Annotated in this window: 14 protein-coding genes; 10 read left to right on the top strand and 4 right to left on the bottom strand. The window is 69.0% G+C overall.

Features of this window, described 5'->3' with window-relative positions:
* Positions 1–375: 375 nt before the first annotated feature.
* The 3 genes from RV983_RS18330 (at position 376) to RV983_RS18340 (ending at position 3,525) form a co-directional block, all read left to right on the top strand.
* A complete protein-coding gene (locus tag RV983_RS18330; RefSeq protein ID WP_475986839.1) occupies positions 376–1,029 on the top strand; it encodes a PadR family transcriptional regulator in 654 nt (217 codons plus the stop codon).
* Between the two features lie 23 nt (positions 1,030–1,052).
* Positions 1,053–2,135, top strand: coding sequence for an inositol-3-phosphate synthase (locus tag RV983_RS18335; protein ID WP_475986840.1), 1,083 nt, complete (start codon positions 1,053–1,055; stop codon positions 2,133–2,135).
* Between the two features lie 100 nt (positions 2,136–2,235).
* Complete coding sequence (locus RV983_RS18340; protein ID WP_475986841.1) at positions 2,236–3,525, top strand: MFS transporter; 1,290 nt, start codon at positions 2,236–2,238, stop codon at positions 3,523–3,525.
* A gap of 138 nt (positions 3,526–3,663) precedes the next feature.
* On the opposite strand, the gene RV983_RS18345 is transcribed toward RV983_RS18340, so the two are convergent.
* A complete protein-coding gene (locus RV983_RS18345) occupies positions 3,664–5,082 on the bottom strand; it encodes a CCA tRNA nucleotidyltransferase (protein ID WP_475986842.1) in 1,419 nt (472 codons plus the stop codon).
* 160 nt (positions 5,083–5,242) lie between these two features.
* Between RV983_RS18345 and RV983_RS18350 the strand changes: the two genes are divergently transcribed.
* From RV983_RS18350 to trxA, 7 genes are all read left to right on the top strand, one after another.
* Entirely contained in the window at positions 5,243–7,657 is a 2,415-nt protein-coding gene (locus RV983_RS18350; protein WP_475986843.1) for a DUF6049 family protein, read from the top strand.
* A gap of 34 nt (positions 7,658–7,691) precedes the next feature.
* Positions 7,692–9,746 (top strand): murein biosynthesis integral membrane protein MurJ, encoded by a 2,055-nt coding sequence (gene murJ, locus RV983_RS18355; protein WP_475986844.1) that lies wholly within the window; start codon positions 7,692–7,694, stop codon positions 9,744–9,746.
* Between the two features lie 121 nt (positions 9,747–9,867).
* Positions 9,868–11,574: a protein kinase family protein gene (locus RV983_RS18360; protein WP_475986845.1), complete on the top strand. Its 1,707-nt coding sequence runs from the start codon at positions 9,868–9,870 to the stop codon at positions 11,572–11,574.
* 19 nt (positions 11,575–11,593) lie between these two features.
* Positions 11,594–12,286, top strand: coding sequence for an RNA polymerase sigma factor SigM (sigM, locus tag RV983_RS18365; protein WP_475986846.1), 693 nt, complete (start codon positions 11,594–11,596; stop codon positions 12,284–12,286).
* Entirely contained in the window at positions 12,283–13,182 is a 900-nt protein-coding gene (locus RV983_RS18370; RefSeq protein ID WP_475986847.1) for an anti-sigma factor family protein, read from the top strand. Before sigM ends, RV983_RS18370 begins: the two co-directional genes overlap by 4 nt.
* Before the next feature lie 104 nt (positions 13,183–13,286).
* Positions 13,287–14,270, top strand: coding sequence for a thioredoxin-disulfide reductase (gene trxB / locus RV983_RS18375; RefSeq protein WP_475986848.1), 984 nt, complete (start codon positions 13,287–13,289; stop codon positions 14,268–14,270).
* 50 nt (positions 14,271–14,320) lie between these two features.
* Positions 14,321–14,650 carry a thioredoxin gene (gene trxA, locus RV983_RS18380; protein ID WP_319663357.1) on the top strand — a complete coding sequence of 110 codons (330 nt, stop codon included), beginning with the start codon at positions 14,321–14,323 and terminating at the stop codon, positions 14,648–14,650.
* A gap of 67 nt (positions 14,651–14,717) precedes the next feature.
* On the opposite strand, the gene RV983_RS18385 is transcribed toward trxA, so the two are convergent.
* From RV983_RS18385 to RV983_RS18395, 3 genes are all read right to left on the bottom strand, one after another.
* Entirely contained in the window at positions 14,718–15,335 is a 618-nt protein-coding gene (locus RV983_RS18385; protein ID WP_475986849.1) for a GNAT family N-acetyltransferase, read from the bottom strand.
* Positions 15,336–15,644: 309 nt separating this feature from the next.
* Positions 15,645–16,757, bottom strand: a complete 1,113-nt coding sequence (locus RV983_RS18390) for a ParB/RepB/Spo0J family partition protein (protein WP_475986850.1) — start codon at positions 16,755–16,757, stop codon at positions 15,645–15,647.
* Positions 16,754–17,803, bottom strand: a complete 1,050-nt coding sequence (locus RV983_RS18395; RefSeq protein WP_475986851.1) for a ParA family protein — start codon at positions 17,801–17,803, stop codon at positions 16,754–16,756. The genes RV983_RS18390 and RV983_RS18395 overlap by 4 nt, the downstream gene beginning before the upstream one ends.
* Positions 17,804–17,873 lie beyond the last annotated feature (70 nt).

Raw genomic sequence — 17,873 nt, forward strand, 5'->3', positions numbered from 1 at the left:
GCGGCGGCTTGCGACGGTGCTCGCTCATGAACAGCTACTCCTAGGACAGGCGGGATCGCCTGAAAGCGGCAGTGGTTTTCCGGTCCCCCCGGCGTGCGTTGGCCGCACTGCACCACGGACAAGGACGCTCACTTGCGCCTCACGGTTCCCGGTGCTCTGCATGGCGAACAGAGTACGCAGGGTCAAAAGACCTGCTAGCCCGATGTTCATCACATAAGGGGCGGTTGACGCTGTGCAGATTTCCCGATGTGACGTCGGTCACCGTGCGGCACCTTGCGGGTCCCGGCCGGGCGTTCTATCGTCACGATGTATCGAGCCGATACATCGCGGCGAGATAAGAGGCGACGACTGCAAGGACGGAGGCGGGAAGAGGGCATGAGCAAACGCTCGGGCATCCTCGAGTTCGCCGTCCTGGGCTTGCTGCGCGAATCCCCGATGCACGGTTATGAGCTGCGGAAACGGCTCAACACCTCGCTCGGTGTGTTCCGCGCGTTCAGCTACGGGAGCCTCTACCCCTGCCTCAAGACACTGGTCGCTCAGGGCTACCTGGTCGAGGAGACCGGCCCCGAGTCCGATCCGCTCACTGCGCCGCTGGCCGGCCGGCGGGCGAAGATCGTGTACCGGTTGACGGCGGCCGGCAAGGAGCACTTCGAAGAACTGCTCGCCCACTCCGGACCGGACGCATGGGAGGACGAGCACTTCGCTGCTCGCTTCGCCTTCTTCGGCCAGACGTCCAGGGACGTACGGATGCGTGTCCTCGAAGGTCGGCGCAGCCGGCTGGAGGAGCGCCTGGAGAAGATGCGCGCGTCCCTCGCGCGCACCCGTGAGCGGCTCGACGACTACACGCTCGAGTTGCAGCGGCACGGCATGGAGTCGGTGGAGCGCGAGGTCCGCTGGCTGAACGAGCTGATCGAGACCGAGCGGGCGGGGCGCAGCAGAGCGCCCCTGTCCACTCTGTCCTCCGACGCCGAGCAGGACAACCAACTGGAAAACGACGAGGAACCCGGCAGCGACCGGGGATCCGCGTGACGATCACACAGGGAGCAACCGGAATGGGTTCGGTTCGCGTAGCCATCGTTGGCGTGGGCAACTGCGCCGCGTCGCTGGTGCAGGGTGTCGAGTACTACAAGGACGCCGACCCGGCCGGCCGCGTGCCCGGCCTCATGCACGTGCAGTTCGGCGACTACCACGTGCGTGACGTCGAGTTCGTGGCGGCCTTCGACGTGGACGCCAAGAAGGTCGGGCTCGACCTGGCCGACGCCATCGGTGCCAGTGAGAACAACACCATCAAGATCTGCGACGTGCCGCAGACGGACGTGACCGTCCAGCGCGGCCACACTCTGGACGGTCTGGGCAAGTACTACCGCGAGACCATCGAGGAGTCCGGCGAGGAGCCGGTGGACGTCGTCCAGATCCTCAAGGACCGCCAGGTCGACGTGCTCGTCTGCTACCTGCCGGTCGGTTCCGAGGCCGCCGCCAAGTTCTACGCGCAGTGCGCCATCGACGCCAAGGTCGCGTTCGTCAACGCCCTGCCGGTGTTCATCGCGGGCACCAAGGAGTGGGCGGACAAGTTCACCGCGGCGGGCGTGCCGATCGTCGGCGACGACATCAAGTCCCAGGTCGGTGCGACCATCACGCACCGCGTGCTGACCAAGCTCTTCGAGGACCGCGGGGTCATCGTCGAGCGCACCATGCAGCTGAACGTCGGCGGCAACATGGACTTCAAGAACATGCTCGAGCGCGAGCGCCTGGAGTCCAAGAAGATCTCCAAGACGCAGGCCGTCACCTCCCAGATCCCGGACCGCGACCTGGGCGCGAAGAACGTCCACATCGGCCCCTCGGACTACGTGGCCTGGCTGGACGACCGCAAGTGGGCGTACGTCCGCCTCGAGGGCCGTGCGTTCGGCGACGTCCCGCTGAACCTGGAGTACAAGCTCGAGGTCTGGGACTCCCCGAACTCGGCCGGCGTCATCATCGACGCGGTGCGCGCGGCGAAGATCGCCAAGGACCGTGGCATCGGCGGCCCGATCCTCTCGGCCTCCTCCTACTTCATGAAGTCCCCGCCGGTTCAGTACTTCGACGACGAGGCGCGCGAGAACGTCGAGAAGTTCATCCGCGGCGAGGTCGACCGCTGATCGGCGGTTCAGCCACCGTTCACCGCCCGTCGCACGACGCGACCGCACAGGCCCCCGGGTATGACACCCGGGGGCCTGTGCGTCGTGTGAGGCTGTGCGCATGCCCGTAGTACGTGATCTCCGTCTGCTGCTGCGCTTCCGCGACTTCCGGCGCCTGCTGGCAGTGCGGCTGCTGTCGCAGCTCTCCGACGGGGTGTTCCAGGTGGCACTGGCGACCTACGTGGTCTTCTCCCCGGAGAAGCAGACCTCGCCGGCTGCCATCGCCTCCGCCATGGCGGTGCTGCTGCTGCCGTACTCGCTCCTGGGACCGTTCACGGGCGTCCTTCTCGACCGCTGGCGACGGCGGCAGGTGCTGCTCTACTGCAACCTGCTCCGGGCACTGCTCTCGGCCGGCACCGCCGCCTTGACGCTGCTGCGGGTGCCGGACTGGCTGTTCTATCTGTCGGCCCTCTCGGTCACCGGCATCAACCGCTTCGTCCTGGCCGGTCTGTCGGCCTCGCTGCCTCGCGTGGTCGACGGCGACCGCCTTGTGATGGCGAACTCGCTCTCCCCGACCGCGGGCACACTCGCGGCGACCGCGGGCGGCGGGGTGGCGTTCCTCATCCACCTCGGGGTCGCCGAGGGCAGGGCGTCCGACGCCCTGATCGTGCTCCTGGCGGCGGTCGTCTATCTGTCGGCCGGACTCACCTCCCTGACCCTGGGGAGAGATCTGCTGGGGCCCGATCCCACCCGGGTCCAGCCGCGGGTCGGCGAGGCGCTGCGCAGCACGCTGAGCGGTCTGCTGCACGGACTGCGGCACCTACGGGACCGCCCCCGGGCGGCGCGTGCGATGACCGCGATGACGGCGATGCGCTTCTGCTACGGCGGACTGACCGTGACGGTGCTCATGCTGTGCCGGTACGCCTGGGTCGACGGGGGATCGGGCGACGCCTCGGGCGGGGACGGACTGGCGCTCCTGGGCCTCGCGGTCGCCGCGTCCGGGGCGGGTTTCTTCGTCGCGGCGGTGATCACTCCGTGGTCGGCGGGGCGTTTCGGCACCTTCGGGTGGATCACCGTCTGCGCGGCCTCGGCCGCCGTCCTGCTCCCGGGTCTGGGGCTGCCCTTCCGTCCGGTCCCGATACTCGTGGCTGCCTTCGTCCTCGGAATCGCCACCCAGGGAGCCAAGATCGCCACTGACACGGTCGTCCAGTCCTCGATCGACGACGCCTACCGCGGCCGTGTCTTCTCGCTCTACGACGTCCTCTTCAATGTGGCCTTCGTCGGTGCGGCAGCCGCCTGCGCCCTGATCCTGCCTCCTGACGGGCGTTCCGCCCCCCTGGTGATCGCGCTCGCCCTGATCTACGCCGCAGTGGCGGTGGGCACCGCACGCACTCCGCTCCGCTTCACGTGAAACGCGGCCACATCGTCATGTTTCACGTGAAACACCCGCCCCGTCATGCCGGAGGGGGTCATGTTTCACGTGAAACATGACCCCCTCCGGGCGGCTTGACCACCTTCACCGGCTTGGCCGGCTCGCGGTCCTCGAAGCTCAGCCGGTCTGCGCGGCCCACCATTCCTTGAGCGCCGCCACCGCGGCCTCCTCGCCGAGCGGCCCGTGGTCCATGCGCAGCTCCAGCAGATGGGCGTAGGCCTTGCCGACCTCCGGGCCCGGGGAGACGCCCAGGATCCCCATGATCTGGTTGCCGTCCAGGTCGGGCCGGATCGCGTCCAGTTCCTCCTGCTCCCGCAGCCGCTCGATGCGCTCCTCGAGCCCGTCGTATGTACGCGACAGGGCGGCGGCCTTGCGCTTGTTGCGGGTGGTGCAGTCCGAGCGGGTCAGCTTGTGCAGCCGCTCCAGCTGCGGGCCCGCGTCCCGGACGTAACGGCGCACGGCGGAGTCGGTCCACTCGCCGGTGCCGTAGCCGTGGAAGCGCAGGTGCAGCTCGACCAGCCGGGCAACGTCCTTGATCGTCTCGTTCGGGTACTTGAGCTTCGTCAGCCGGGCCTTGGTCATCTTCGCGCCCACCATTTCGTGGTGGTGGAAGGAGACCCGCCCGTCGGACTCGAAACGCCGGGTACGCGGCTTGCCGATGTCGTGCAGCAGGGCCGCCAGACGCAGCACGAGGTCCGGCCCCTCGGTCTCCAGGGCCATCGCCTGGTCGAGCACCGTCAGCGTGTGCTCATAGACGTCCTTGTGCCGGTGGTGCTCGTCACGCTCCAGCTTCAGGGCCGGCAGCTCCGGCAGCACCCGGGCCGCCAGACCGGTCTCGACCAGCAGGCCCAGGCCCTTGCGCGGGTTGTCGGAGACGATCAGCTTGTTCAGCTCGTCCCTGATCCGTTCCGCGGAGACGATGTCGATGCGGTCCGCCATCTCCGTCATCGCGGTGACCACCTCGGGCGCCACCTCGAAGTCCAGCTGTGCCGCGAAGCGGGCCGCCCGCAGCATCCGCAGCGGGTCGTCGGAGAAGGACTCCTCCGGGGTGCCCGGTGTCCGCAGCACCCGCTGGGCCAGATCACTCAGGCCGTCGTGGGGGTCGATGAACTCGGGGTCGGGGAGGGCGACCGCCATCGCGTTGACGGTGAAGTCCCGGCGTACGAGGTCTTCCTCAATGGTGTCGCCATAGGAGACCTCCGGTTTCCGGGACGTCCGGTCGTACGCCTCGGAACGGTACGTCGTGATCTCGATCTGGAAGCCGTCCTTGCGGCAGCCGACCGTGCCGAAGGCGATGCCGACCTCCCAGACCGCCTCGGCCCAGCCGCGGATGATCCTGAGCACATGGTCGGGGCGGGCGTCCGTGGTGAAGTCCAGATCATTGCCGAGCCTGCCGAGCAGGGTGTCGCGGACCGAACCGCCGACGAGGGCAAGCCGGAATCCGGCGTCCTGGAAGCGGCGGCCGAGGTCCTCGGCCACCGGCGCGATGACGGGCGCCGGCTTCAGGGTCTGGGGGGCGTTGTTGGCATTCGGCACAACAGAACAGGGTACGTGCCCGTGCGCCCTACGGCCGACCGGTTTAGTGTCGTCCCATGATCGCCACGGGCGTTTCGGGGTCGTCATTGTGGCGATCTTGTGGCCCGACCGCAGCACTTCGACTCATCGAGCATCGTTACCATTCCAGGACGCACATCCGATGACGACGAGGGACGGCCAGCGCGTGGGCGAGGCGGCACAGCACCCTGGGACAGCTCCGGCCCGTACGAGGCTGCGTCGAGCCGCGGCGCTGCTCGCCGGCGCCGCGATGTTCGCAGGGCTGCTCCAGGCCCAGACGGCTCCCGTGGCGCGCGCGGACTCCTCGGGCCAGGGTGTCGACGTGTCGGTGGACTCGTTGTCCCCCACCGTCCCCGCGAAGGGCGACACCCTCACGGTGACCGGCACGGTCACCAACAAGGGGAAGCGGACCGTCACCGACGCCGAGATGGGCGTGGAGGTCGCCCCTGGCGGCCCCCTCACCAGCCGCAGCGCCATCGGCGCGGCCGCCGGGCGCGGCACGTACAGTCCCGGCACCGACGGCTACGAGATCTCCGGTCACTCGGCCGCCCTCGAGGACCTGTCGGCCGGCATGAGCCGCCCCTTCACCCTCAAGATCCCCGTCAAGGACCTCCATCTGGGCGCCGACGGCGTCTACCAGCTCGGTGTCTCCCTCGCCGGGCAGACCCGGGCCACCGGCTACCGGCAGATCCTGGGTGTGGAGCGGACGTTCCTTCCCTGGTACGCCACCGCGACCGCCAAGAGCACCCGGTACACCTTCCTGTGGCCGCTCATCGACCGTCCCCACCTGGCCGTGCGCAGCGAGAGCGACGACCAGCAGAGCCCGATCTTCCTCGACGACCACCTCGCCCAGGACCTGGCTCCCGGCGGACGGCTCCAGCAACTCGTGGCGCTGGGCCGGAACCTCCCGGTCACCTGGGTGGTCGACCCCGACCTGATCGCCACCGTCGACGCGATGACCCGGCGCTACCAGGTGGCCGGTCCTGACGGTGATCTCGATCACACCGCCTCCGGTACCGGGACGGAGGATGCCAAGCGCTGGCTGACCGACCTGAAGACCGCTCTCACAGGCGACGAGGTGGTCGCCCTGCCCTTCTCCGACCCGGACATCGCCTCGATCGCGCACCACGGCAAGAACGTCGCCGGAACCCTGGCCCACCTCAACACCGCCACCGAACTGGCGACCACCACCTTCGAGACCGTCCTGCACATCACGCCCGCCACGGATGTGGCCTGGCCCGTGCAGGGCGCCGTCGACCCCTCCATCGTCGACGTCGCCACCTCGGCGGGCGCGGACAAGGTCATCGCCCGCAGCGACAGCCTCGGCGAGCCCGGCAAGCCCAGCTACACGCCGACCTCCGCCCGGCCCATCGGGGGGGGCACCACTGCTGTGGTGGCCGACGCGGGGCTATCCCAGGGCTTCGAGGGCGACATGATGCGGGCCGAGAAGGCCACCCTGGCGATCCAGAAGTTCGTCTCCCAGACGCTGATGGTCACCATGCAGGCGCCCGACCGCCAGCGGAGCATCGTCGTCGCCCCCCAGCGGATGCCCAGCGCCTCGCAGGCCCAGGCCATGGCCATGGCCATCACGTCCGTCGAATCGAGCGCGTGGGCCGAGACGGCCGACTTCTCCGACGCCGCCAAGGCCACCCCGGACCCCCGGGCCAACCGCACGGTGCCGCGCGGCAGCGCCTACCCGGCGAGCCTGCGCAAGCGGGAACTGAGTACCGAGGCGTTCCGTCAGATCCAGGCCACCCAGGCCACGCTCAACGGCTTCCTTGTCATCCTCAGCCGCAAGGACCGGGTGACGACGCCCTTCACGACCGCGCTGCTGCGGTCGATGTCCACCGAATGGCGCGGCAACTCCGGGGGCGCCGCCTCCTTCCGGTGGGCGATCGGGACATACCTCTCCGATCTCATGGGGCTCGTCCAGATCCTCCCCAAGACCGGTACCCTCACCCTCTCCGGCCGCAGCGGCACCATCCCGGTGACGGTGAAGAACGAGCTCGGCCAGACCATCGAGGGACTGCAGCTGGAACTCAGCTCCAGTCAGGGCAACAGCATGGACCCGGGCGACCCGCAGCCGGTCACGGTGGAGGGCGGACACACCCGGTCCCTGAAATTCGCGGCGACAGCGGCGCGCAACGGCCTCAACACCATCACCGCGCAGCTCTACACCAAGGACCACGTCGCCTACGGCAGGCCGATCACCTTCACGGTGGACGTCACCTCGATCACCTCCACCGTCATGCTGGTGATCGCCGCCGGCCTGCTGCTGCTTGTCCTCGCCGGCGTACGGATGTATCACCAGCGCAAGCGCCGCGCCGTCGACGGTGACGGTGACAACGGCGACGAGGACGAGGACGAGGGCGACGACGAGGACGCGAAAGCGGCCGCGGACGGGGAAGACGCGGAGGAGGACACCGCCGACGGCACCGCGAAGGGCACCGAAGGTACCCAGGACGGCGCCGCGCCCGGGCAGCCGGGTGACCCGGCGGCGGACACCGCCGCGCAAAGTAAGGACCCGTCCGGGACGGGTGAGAAGGTGGACCGATAGTCAGCGAGTCAGGGGCCGATGAGGTGGGGCAGTGATGAACGCGCCGTACGACGGTGAACGCGAACGGGAAGCGGGGGAGCGGTTCCCCGCCCAGCCCGGGCAGCCCCCCGCCGTCCCCGACCCGTATTTGCAGGACACGTATGCCCGCGACCCGTACGAGCGCCAGGACCCCACGGCGCAGGACCCGGTGGACGAGGCGCTGTACGACCGCACCGCGCACCCGGCACCCGCCTACGGCCAGCCGCCCTACGGTCACCAGCCCTACCGGATGCCCTATGCCGACGACGCCGCCACGCGGTACGTGGGTGTGGACGAGCTCGTCTCCTACGCTCCTGACGAGCAGGGCGCCCAGGCGCCCCAGCCGGACGCCTACGCGCACCTCTTCCGGGACGACCCGGAGCCGCCCGCTCCCGAGCCTGAGCCCGTGGTGGAGCCGGTGCAGGCCTCGGCGGGCAGCCGCGGCAGCAGCCTGCTGAAGTCCAGCGCCCTCATGGCGGCCGGTACCCTCGTGTCCCGGATCACCGGATTCCTGCGCACCCTGGTCATGGCCGCCGCGATCGGCGTCGGCACCCTGAACGACGGCTACCAGGTCGCCAACACCCTGCCGACGATGATCTACATCCTGGTCGGCGGCGGAGCGATCAACGCCGTGTTCGTGCCGCAGCTCGTGCGGGCCATGAAGAACGACGAGGACGGTGGCGAGGCCTACGCCAACCGCCTGCTCACCCTCGTCGCCGTCGGCCTGGCGGCGGTCACCGCCGTCTGTGTCGTCGGCGCACCGCTGCTCATCCGGGTGATGTCCCCGAGCATGGCCTCCGACCCGGCCAGGTTCGACGTCGCGGTCACCTTCGCCCGCTACTGCATCCCCACCATGTTCTTCATGGGTCTGCATGTGGTGCTCGGCCAGGTACTCAACGCCCGCGGCCGGTTCGGCGCGATGATGTGGACCCCGGTCCTCAACAACGTCGTCATCATCGCCACCTTCGGTGCGTTCATCTGGGCCTTCGGCTCCTTCACCAGTACCGGTGTCTCCTCGCAGTCGATCACCCCCGAGGCAGTGCGTCTGCTCGGCCTCGGCACCCTGCTGGGCCTGACCGTGCAGGCCCTGGCGATGATCCCCTACCTGCGCGAGGCCGGATTCCGGATCAAGCCGCGGTTCGACTGGCGCGGCCACAGTCTCGGCCACGCGGCCAAACTGGCCAAGTGGACCTTCTTCTTCGTCCTCGCCAACCAGATCGGCCTGATCGTCCTCACCCAGTTCGCCACCGCGGCGGGTGCAGCGGCCGAGGCACAGCACCACGAGGGAACGGGTATCACCGCCTTCAACTACGCGCTGCTGCTGTGGCAGATGCCGCAGGCGATCATCACCGTCTCTGTCATGACGGCCGTGCTCCCGCGCATCTCCCGCGCCGCCGCCGACGGCGACGCCGCGGCGGTCCGCGACGACATCTCCTACGGGCTGCGCACCTCGGGTGTGGCCATCGTGCCCGCCTCCTTCGCGTTCCTCGCCCTCGGCCTCCCCATCGCCACCCTGCTCTACAGCAGCTCCGGCGATGGCGCGGTGAACATCGGCTTCGTACTGATGGCCTTCGGACTAGGCCTGATCCCCTTCTCGGTGCAGTACATCGTCCTGCGCGGCTTCTACGCGTACGAGGACACCCGCACCCCCTTCTACAACACGGTCATCGTCGCGGTCTGCAACGCCACCGCGGCGGCCGCCTGCTACTTCCTGCTGCCCGCCCGATGGGCCGTGGTCGGCATGGCCGCCGGCTACGGCCTGTCCTACGCGATCGGTGTGGGGATCGCGGTGAAGCGCCTGCGCAGGCGACTCGGCGGCGACATCGACGGCAAGCGCGTGGTCCGCACCTACGCCAGGCTCTTCGGCGCCTGCATCCCCGCCGCAGCGGGTGCCGGCGCGGTCGTCTACGGTGTCTGGCACTCGCTGGGTCACGGTGCCGCCGCATCGTTGCTGTCACTGGCGCTCGGCGCCGCTGTGCTGGGCGGAATCTTCTTCATCGCCGCCAAGCGCATGCGCATCGAGGAGATGACAGCCATGGTCGGCATGGTCCGTGGCCGGCTGGGCCGCTGATTTCTGGTCGCGGGGCAACCATCGCCCGCCCTCGTGTGTCGTGCATAGCGGTGGACTGTTGGCACAATTGTCCTTGGCTGTGTTGTCAGATCTTGCAACGGATGGGGAGGCAGGAACGACGGTGGCGGAACGGAGCACGGCTGCCGTCGGAGTGGCCAACGAGAGCGGCGACAAGCCGCTCACCGCTCACGCGGACAGTGCCACTGCCGACGAGGCGACCGACCTGAGCGAAGAGCAGGACGCACCGCAAAAGACCCTCCCCGAGGAGACAGCACCGACCAGGAACGCCCCGCCTGAGCTCCACAGCGGCCACAAGCTCGCCAGGCGGTACCGCCTGGAGGACTGCCTCACCCGTGTCGACGGCTTCAGCAGCTGGAAAGCCTTCGACGAGAAACTCCGCCGCGCCGTGGGCATCCACATCCTGCCCGCCGACCACAGCCGGGCCCGCCTGGTGCTGGCCGCGGCCCGCTCCGCGGCGCTGCTCGGAGACCCCCGGTTCGTCCAGGTCCTCGACGCCGTCGAGGAGAACGACCTCGTCTACGTCATCCATGAATGGCTGCCCGACGCCCGTGAGCTGAGCGAGCTCGTCGCCGTCGACCCGCTGGAGCCCCACGAGGCCTACCAGATGGTCAGCCAGGTCTCCCAAGCCATGGCCGCCGCCCACCGCGAGGGCCTGGCGCATCTGCGGCTCAACCCGGACGCCGTGCTCCGCACCGAGGCCGGCCAGTACCGCATCCGCGGTCTTGCCGTCGCCGCCGCGCTGCGGGGCATCACCTCCGATCGCCCGCAGCGCGAGGACACCGAGGCAATCGGGGCCCTGCTGTACGCCTGCCTCACTCAGCGCTGGCCCTACGCGGAGGACGCGTACGGGCTCACCGGCCTGCCCAAGGACGTCGGTCTCGTCGCCCCGGACAAGGTGCGGGCGGGAATCCACCGCGGGCTGTCCGAGCTCGCCATGCGCGCACTCGTCAACGACGGTGCCACCGCGTCCCGCGAGCCGGGTCCGTGTGCCACCCCGGAGGAGCTGGCGAAGGCGGTCGCCGCGACCCCCAAGATCCGGCCTCCGGAACCGTCCACGACCGCCTATTCGCGGACGACCTACCAGCAGGGCGCCTACCGCCAGGCCACCCCCCGTCCCTCCACGCACGCCACCACGGCCCTGCCGGCCACGCCACCCCCGCCCCTCACCGGGCGTACCGGGAAGGCCCTCAAGTGGTCCGTGTCGGCCCTTCTGATCACCGCTCTCGGTCTCGGTAGCTGGCAGGTCGCCGAGACGCTCATGGACCGCGAGAACCGGTCCAAGGACGGCGGCACGACCAGCTCCCACCCCACGGGGGGCAGTGACGACCCCAGCGGCACCGCGCAGCTGACGTCCGGCAAGCCCATCGCCATCACCGGGGCCAAGGACTTCGACCCGCTGGGTACCGACGGTTCGGAGAACCCGCGGGACGTGGCCAACGCTTATGACGGCAAGGCGTCCACCTTCTGGGAGACCAGCTGGTACACCCAGGCCAACCTCGGCGGGCTGAAGTCCGGGGTCGGCGTCATCGTCGATCTCGGCAGCGTCCAGCAGGTCGGCAAGGTGAAGGTCGACTTCATAGGGGACGACACCAGCGCCGAGCTGATGGCCGCGAGTTCGAGTGCCGACTCCATGCCGACCGGTCTCGACGACTTCACCAAGGTGGCCGCGGGCTCCGGCGGCCAGGTGACCCTGACGCCGGGCAAGGCGGTCAAGACCCGGTACCTCCTGGTCTGGCTGACCCAGCTCCCCCACACCGATCAGGGCAACTACCGCGGCCGGATCTCCGAGATCAAGGTCAGCGGCTAGCGGAAGAACTGGGGGGAGCGTGCCGAAGCAGAACACGGGCGGGGAGGTCGCGGACAGCGACCTCCTCGCCCGTCATGTAGCGGGGGACCCGGACGCCTTCGCAGAACTCGTCCGCCGCCATCGCGACCGACTGTGGGCAGTGGCCCTGCGGACTCTGGGGGACCGGGAGGAGGCCGCGGACGCCGTCCAGGACGCACTGGTCTCGGCCTTCCGTTCCGCCCACACCTTTCGCGGCCAGTCCGCCGTCACCACATGGCTGCACCGCATCACCGTGAACGCCTGTCTGGACCGCGCGCGCAAGGCGGCCTCACGCCGGACTTCGTCGGTCATCGACGAGAAGCAGTTCGAGGCGATTCTCGAACCGCATGAGTCGGCCGCGGCCCCGGCGGAGCGGGGGGAGCTCCATCGAGAGTTGCTCCAGGCTCTGGCGACGCTGCCGCCAGAGCAACGCGCCGCCCTCGTCCTGGTCGACATGCAGGGCTACCCCGTGGCGGAGGCCGCGGCCGTCCTGGACGTTCCACCGGGAACAGTCAAGAGCAGATGCGCCCGGGGCCGGGCACGGCTGCTGCCGCTCCTCACTCATCTGCGTGAAGGGAGTGTGGGTAGCGCCGATCGGGGCGGGGGAAGGAACCGGACGGAGAACGCATCCGTCCCAGAGACGGAGACCGGACCGGGTCACGGGATCACGAAGGGCGGAGGTGGACATCGATGACGTCACCGACGGGAATGAACGAACATCCCGAGGTCGTCGAGATCTCGGACTTCACAGAGGGCATCCTCCCGCCCCAGCGGTCCGCCTCCGTCCGCGGCCATCTCGACGACTGCCCGCTCTGCGCCGACGTACGGGCCTCCCTGGACGAGATCCGCGGACTGCTCGGAACCCTCCCCGGGCCGCCCCGGATGCCCACCGACATCGCCCACCGCATCGATGCCGCACTCGCCGCAGAAGTCCTGCTGGCCTCCACCGCCCCCGATGTTTCACGTGAAACATCGCCCGCAACGACGGCGACTCCTGTTTCACGTGAAACATCGCCCGGTGCCGGCCGTGGACCCGACAGCCGAGGCACCGCTGCCACCGGTCCGGGACGCACTGTGACCCCGACCCGCCGACGCTGGCACAGGGGGCTTGTCCTGACCGTCTCCGCGATGGCGGTCCTCGGTTTCGGTGGTCTCGGCGCCGCCCTGATGGAGTCCTCGTCCGGGCAGGCCGACAAGGCCTCCGCCGATGCCGTCGGTGCCAAGGACTCCGTCGCCGGTCAGTCGGACGAGCGGAGCGAGGCGGCCGACTCGCTCCGCACCCAGGTACAGCAGCTCCTGACCGGCACCACGGCCAGCCGGATCCAGGGAAAGCCGGCCGGGCAGTCCCCGCTCATGGACGTCAACGGAGCGCCGCCCTCCTGCGTCCTGCGGGCGATCGGCCGTCCGGACGACAGCAGCCCGCTCGCCGCCCGTCGAGGCGTCTACGAGGGATCGGACTCCTATCTCGTCCTCCTCCCGCATCCCGGCGATCGATCGCTGGTCGACGCCTTCGTCGTGGATGCCTCCTGCACGGCCGCCACGCCGTCCGGAACGGGCACTCTGCTGCGTGAGGAGACATACCCTCGTTAGCGGCGGAGCGCTGGGAATGCGGGGCCCGTAGTATCCGTTAGGCGGATACAACAGTCCCGCCGGGGCACCGGCGCAGCTGTCAGACAGAGACGAGGAATGAACCCGTGAGCGACGTCCGAAACGTGATCATCATCGGTTCCGGGCCGGCGGGCTACACAGCCGCGCTGTACACCGCACGCGCCTCGCTGAAGCCTCTGGTCTTCGAGGGAGCGGTGACCGCCGGCGGTGCACTGATGACGACGACCGAGGTGGAGAACTTCCCCGGCTTCCGCGACGGCATCATGGGCCCGGACCTGATGGACAACATGCGCGCCCAGGCCGAGCGCTTTGGAGCGGAGCTGATCCCGGACGACATCATCGAGGTGAACCTCGACGGTGACATCAAGACCGTCACCGACTCCGCGGGTACCGTGCACCGCGCCAAGGCCGTGATCATCACCACCGGCTCGCAGCACCGCAAGCTCGGACTGCCGAACGAGGATGTGCTGTCCGGCCGCGGTGTCTCCTGGTGCGCCACCTGTGACGGCTTCTTCTTCAAGGACAACGACATCGCCGTGATCGGCGGCGGCGACACCGCGTTGGAGGAGGCGACCTTCCTCTCCCGCTTCGCCAAGACCGTGACGGTCGTCCACCGCCGTGACACCCTGCGCGCCTCCAAGGCCATGCAGGAGCGTGCCTTCGCCGACCCCAAGATCAAGTTCATCTGGGACAACGAGGTCGACACCATCCACGGCGAGGGCAAGCTCGCCGGGCTGACGCTGCGCAACACCAAGACCGGTGAGACCTCGGAGCTTCCGGTGACCGGCCTGTTCATCGCGATCGGCCACGACCCGCGCACCGACCTCTTCAAGGGCATCCTCGACCTGGACGGCGAGGGTTACCTCAAGGTCGAGTCCCCCAGCACCCGCACACGGATCCCCGGTGTCTTCGCCGCGGGTGACGTCGTGGACCACACCTACCGTCAGGCCATCACGGCGGCCGGCACGGGCTGTTCCGCGGCTCTGGACGCGGAGCGATTCCTCGCCGCCCTGAGCGACGCGGAGGCCGAGCACACCCGCGAGCCCGAGCAGACCACCGCCGCCGTCTGACCTGCCCACCCCCCACCGAAGTACCCGCACAACACCCCGAGGAGACAGCCGTGGCCGGCAACACCAAGATCGTCACCGATGCGACCTTCGACGAGGAGGTCCTCGCCAGCGACAAGCCCGTCCTCGTCGACTTCTGGGCCGAGTGGTGCGGTCCCTGCCGCCAGATCGCTCCGTCTCTGGAGGCCATTGCCGCCGAGCACGCCGAGCAGATCACCATCGTCAAGCTGAACATCGACGAGAACCCGGTCACCGCCGCCAAGTACGGCGTCATGTCGATCCCGACCCTCAACGTCTACAAGGGCGGCGAGGTCGTGAAGACCATCGTCGGCGCCAAGCCGAAGGCCGCCATCGAGCGCGACCTCTCCGACTTCATCGGCTGACACACCGGCCCTGACGACGGACAGCGAAGAAGGCCCGCCCCCTCACCGGGACGGGCCTTCTTCGCTGTCACAGGGGCCGCAGCGCGGGTTCCTTCTGGACGGCTCCCAGCAGGCGGTCGATCGCCAACTCGACATCCTCTCGCCAGGAGATTGTCGTCCTCAGCTCCAGCCGCAGCCGGGGGAAGCGGGGATGCGGACGCACCGTCTTGAAACCGACCGCCAGCAGATGTTCCGCCGGCAGCACGCACGCGGGTTCCTCCCAACGTGCGTCGCCGAAAGCCTCGATGGCCCGGAAGCCGCGTCGTACCAAGTCCTTGGCGACGGTCTGCACCAGCACCCGGCCCAGTCCCTGGCCCTGGAACCCCGGCATGATCCGCGCCGTCATCAGCTGGACCGCGTCGGCGGAGACAGGGCTCGTGGGGAAGGCCGTGGAGCGTGGCACATACGCGGGCGGCGCGTAGAGGACGAAGCCAGCCGGGACCTCGTCGACATAGACGACCCGGCCGCACGACCCCCACTCCAGCAGGGCGGCCGATATCCAGGACTCCTTCTCCAGCTCCGGTTTCCCGGTCTGGACGGCGGCCTCACCGCTTACCGGGTCGAGTTCCCAGAAGACGCACGCGCGGCAGCGGTTGGGGAGATCCGGGAGGTTGTCCAGCGTGAGCGGAACGAGCCGACGCCCCATGAGGTCAGACCCTCGTTTCTGTCGTGGACCCAACTGCCGACGAAGCCACCCACCGCCCCCAGTCCCAGTCCCGCGGCCAGGAGAGCGGCCGTCTGCCAATCGTGCTCCACTCCAGCGCGCCGCACCGATCGCATGGGCCTCCCACCTCAGGGGGTAGTGCTCCATCTCGTACGCATCGTATCCGCGGCAGGACATGTCCGACACAGGACAACACCAACGGTCCAGCAAAAAGCGGGCCACATTCCCCGAGGGGATGTGGCCCGCTGTCGTGTGGTGAGCCGGCCCTGGCGGCCGGGCGGGAGGGTCGGCTCACTCCTCGTCTTCGTCGGTCTCCTCGGTCAGCGACCGTTGAAGGGTGTTGCTCTCGCCCGGAGCCATCGAGCCGAGGATGCGCTCCAGATCCTCTATCGAGGCGAACTCGACGACGATCTTCCCGCGCTTCTGGCCGAGGTCCACCTTCACCCGGGTGTCGAACCGGTCCGACAGACGCAGTGCAAGATCGGTGAGGGCGGGGGAGACGCGCCTCCCGGCTCGCGGCGTCGCGGACTTCCGGACGGGTGCGGTCTCGGAGTTCATCACATGCACGATCTCCTCGACCGCGCGCACCGACAGCCCCTCGGCCACGATCCGGCTGGCGAGCTTGTCCTGGTCCTCCACGTCCTCCAGGGCGAGCAGTGAGCGGGCGTGCCCGGCGGAGAGCACACCGGCCGCCACACGGCGCTGGACGGGCGCCGAGAGCCTCAACAGCCGCAGGGTGTTGGAGACCTGGGAACGGGAACGGCCGATCCGGTCGGCCAGCTGCTCGTGCGTACAGGCGAAGTCCTTCAGCAACTGGTCGTAGGCCGCGGCCTCCTCGAGCGGGTTCAGCTGCGCGCGGTGCAGGTTCTCCAGGAGGGCGTCGAGAAGGAGCTTCTCGTCCTCGGTGGCGCGGACGATCGCCGGGATGCGTTCCAACCCGGCCTCGCGGCTGGCCCGCCACCGACGCTCACCCATGATGAGCTCATAGCGGTCCGTGCCGGTCTCCCGGATCACGACCGGCTGGAGGAGACCGACTTCCTTGATGGATGCGACGAGTTCGGCGAGGGCGTCCTCGTCGAAGACCTCACGGGGCTGGCGCGGGTTGGGGGTGATCGCGTCGAGCGGCACCTCCGCGAAGTACGCTCCCGCCACCGGGACCGGCCCGTGATCGCTGATCCCTTCCCGCGTTTCACGTGAAACAGGGATCTCCACGGTCCCGCTGTGCTCCGCGAGGGCGGTCACCTTCGCCACCGCGATCCCCCGCTCCGGCGCCAGGACCGCCACGGCGGGGGCGGCAGCCGCAGCCGTGGCCACCGCGGTCGCGGCTGCCTGATCCGCACCATTGGGTGCGGCAGGAATCAGCGCGCCAAGACCACGGCCGAGCCCTCTGCGTCGCTCACTCACTGGATCCCCTCCGAGCTGCTCTGTTCCTTGAACTCACTGCTGCCACCGAGACCGCGCATCGCCATCTCCCGCGCCGCCTCGAGGTAGGACAACGCTCCACTTGACCCCGGGTCGTAGGTCAGCACGGTCTGACCGTAGCTGGGCGCCTCCGAGATGCGGACCGAGCGCGGAATGCTCGTACTCAGCACTTCCTTGCCGAAGTGGGTGCGCACTTCCTCCGCGACCTGTGAGGCGAGCCGGGTACGGCCGTCGTACATGGTGAGGAGGATGGTGGAGACGTGCAGCTTGGGATTGAGGTGGCCACGCACCAGCTCCACGTTCCGCAACAGCTGCCCCAGACCCTCCAGGGCGTAGTACTCGCACTGGATCGGGATGAGCACCTCGGCTCCCGCCACCAGGGCGTTGACGGTCAGCAGACCGAGCGAGGGCGGACAGTCGATGAGGATGTAGTCGAGCGGCTGCTCATAGGCCTCGATCGCCCGCTGCAGTCGGCTTTCTCGTGCCACCAGCGACACAAGCTCGATCTCCGCGCCGGCGAGGTCGATCGTGGCGGGGGCGCAGAACAGCCCCTCCACGTCAGGGACCGGCTGCACGACGTCGGAGAGCGGCTTGCTCTCGACCAGGACGTCATAGATGGACGGCACCTCGGCGTGGTGGTCGATCCCCAGCGCCGTGGAGGCATTGCCCTGGGGGTCAAGGTCCACGACGAGCACACGGGCCCCGTGGAGGGCCAGGGAAGCCGCCATATTGACGGTCGTGGTGGTCTTGCCGACGCCCCCCTTCTGGTTGGCGACGACGACCACTCTGGTCTCGGGTGGGCGGGGGAGTCCTTCACCGGCCCGCCCCAGAGCCTCGACGGCCAGCTGGGCGGCTCGGCCGATGGGGGTGTCGTCCATCGGGGGCGGTGTTTCACGTGAAACATCCTCCCCGAACAGCTCGGTACGGGGACCGGGGACCGGATCGGCCATCGGTCCCGCGATGTTGGCGTCGGACCGCAAGGATTCACTCTCCTCGACTACAAGCTCGCAATGAACAGAGCCTGCCATGCTTTCGGGGTCGCGAACCAGTGAGGCCCGTTCTCCTGTGGATGAATCCTTCGGTCGGCTCGCCGGAGCG

The organism is Streptomyces sp. RLA123, from assembly GCF_056270165.1.

Coding starts and splice junctions, on each gene's coding strand:
- RV983_RS18330 (WP_475986839.1), top strand. CDS start 376: ATGAGCAAACGCTCGGGCATCCTCGAGTTCGCCGTCCTGGGCTTGCTG.
- RV983_RS18335 (WP_475986840.1), top strand. CDS start 1,053: ATGGGTTCGGTTCGCGTAGCCATCGTTGGCGTGGGCAACTGCGCCGCG.
- RV983_RS18340 (WP_475986841.1), top strand. CDS start 2,236: ATGCCCGTAGTACGTGATCTCCGTCTGCTGCTGCGCTTCCGCGACTTC.
- RV983_RS18350 (WP_475986843.1), top strand. CDS start 5,243: ATGACGACGAGGGACGGCCAGCGCGTGGGCGAGGCGGCACAGCACCCT.
- murJ (WP_475986844.1), top strand. CDS start 7,692: ATGAACGCGCCGTACGACGGTGAACGCGAACGGGAAGCGGGGGAGCGG.
- RV983_RS18370 (WP_475986847.1), top strand. CDS start 12,283: ATGACGTCACCGACGGGAATGAACGAACATCCCGAGGTCGTCGAGATC.
- RV983_RS18385 (WP_475986849.1), bottom strand. CDS start 15,335: ATGGGGCGTCGGCTCGTTCCGCTCACGCTGGACAACCTCCCGGATCTC.
- RV983_RS18395 (WP_475986851.1), bottom strand. CDS start 17,803: ATGGCAGGCTCTGTTCATTGCGAGCTTGTAGTCGAGGAGAGTGAATCC.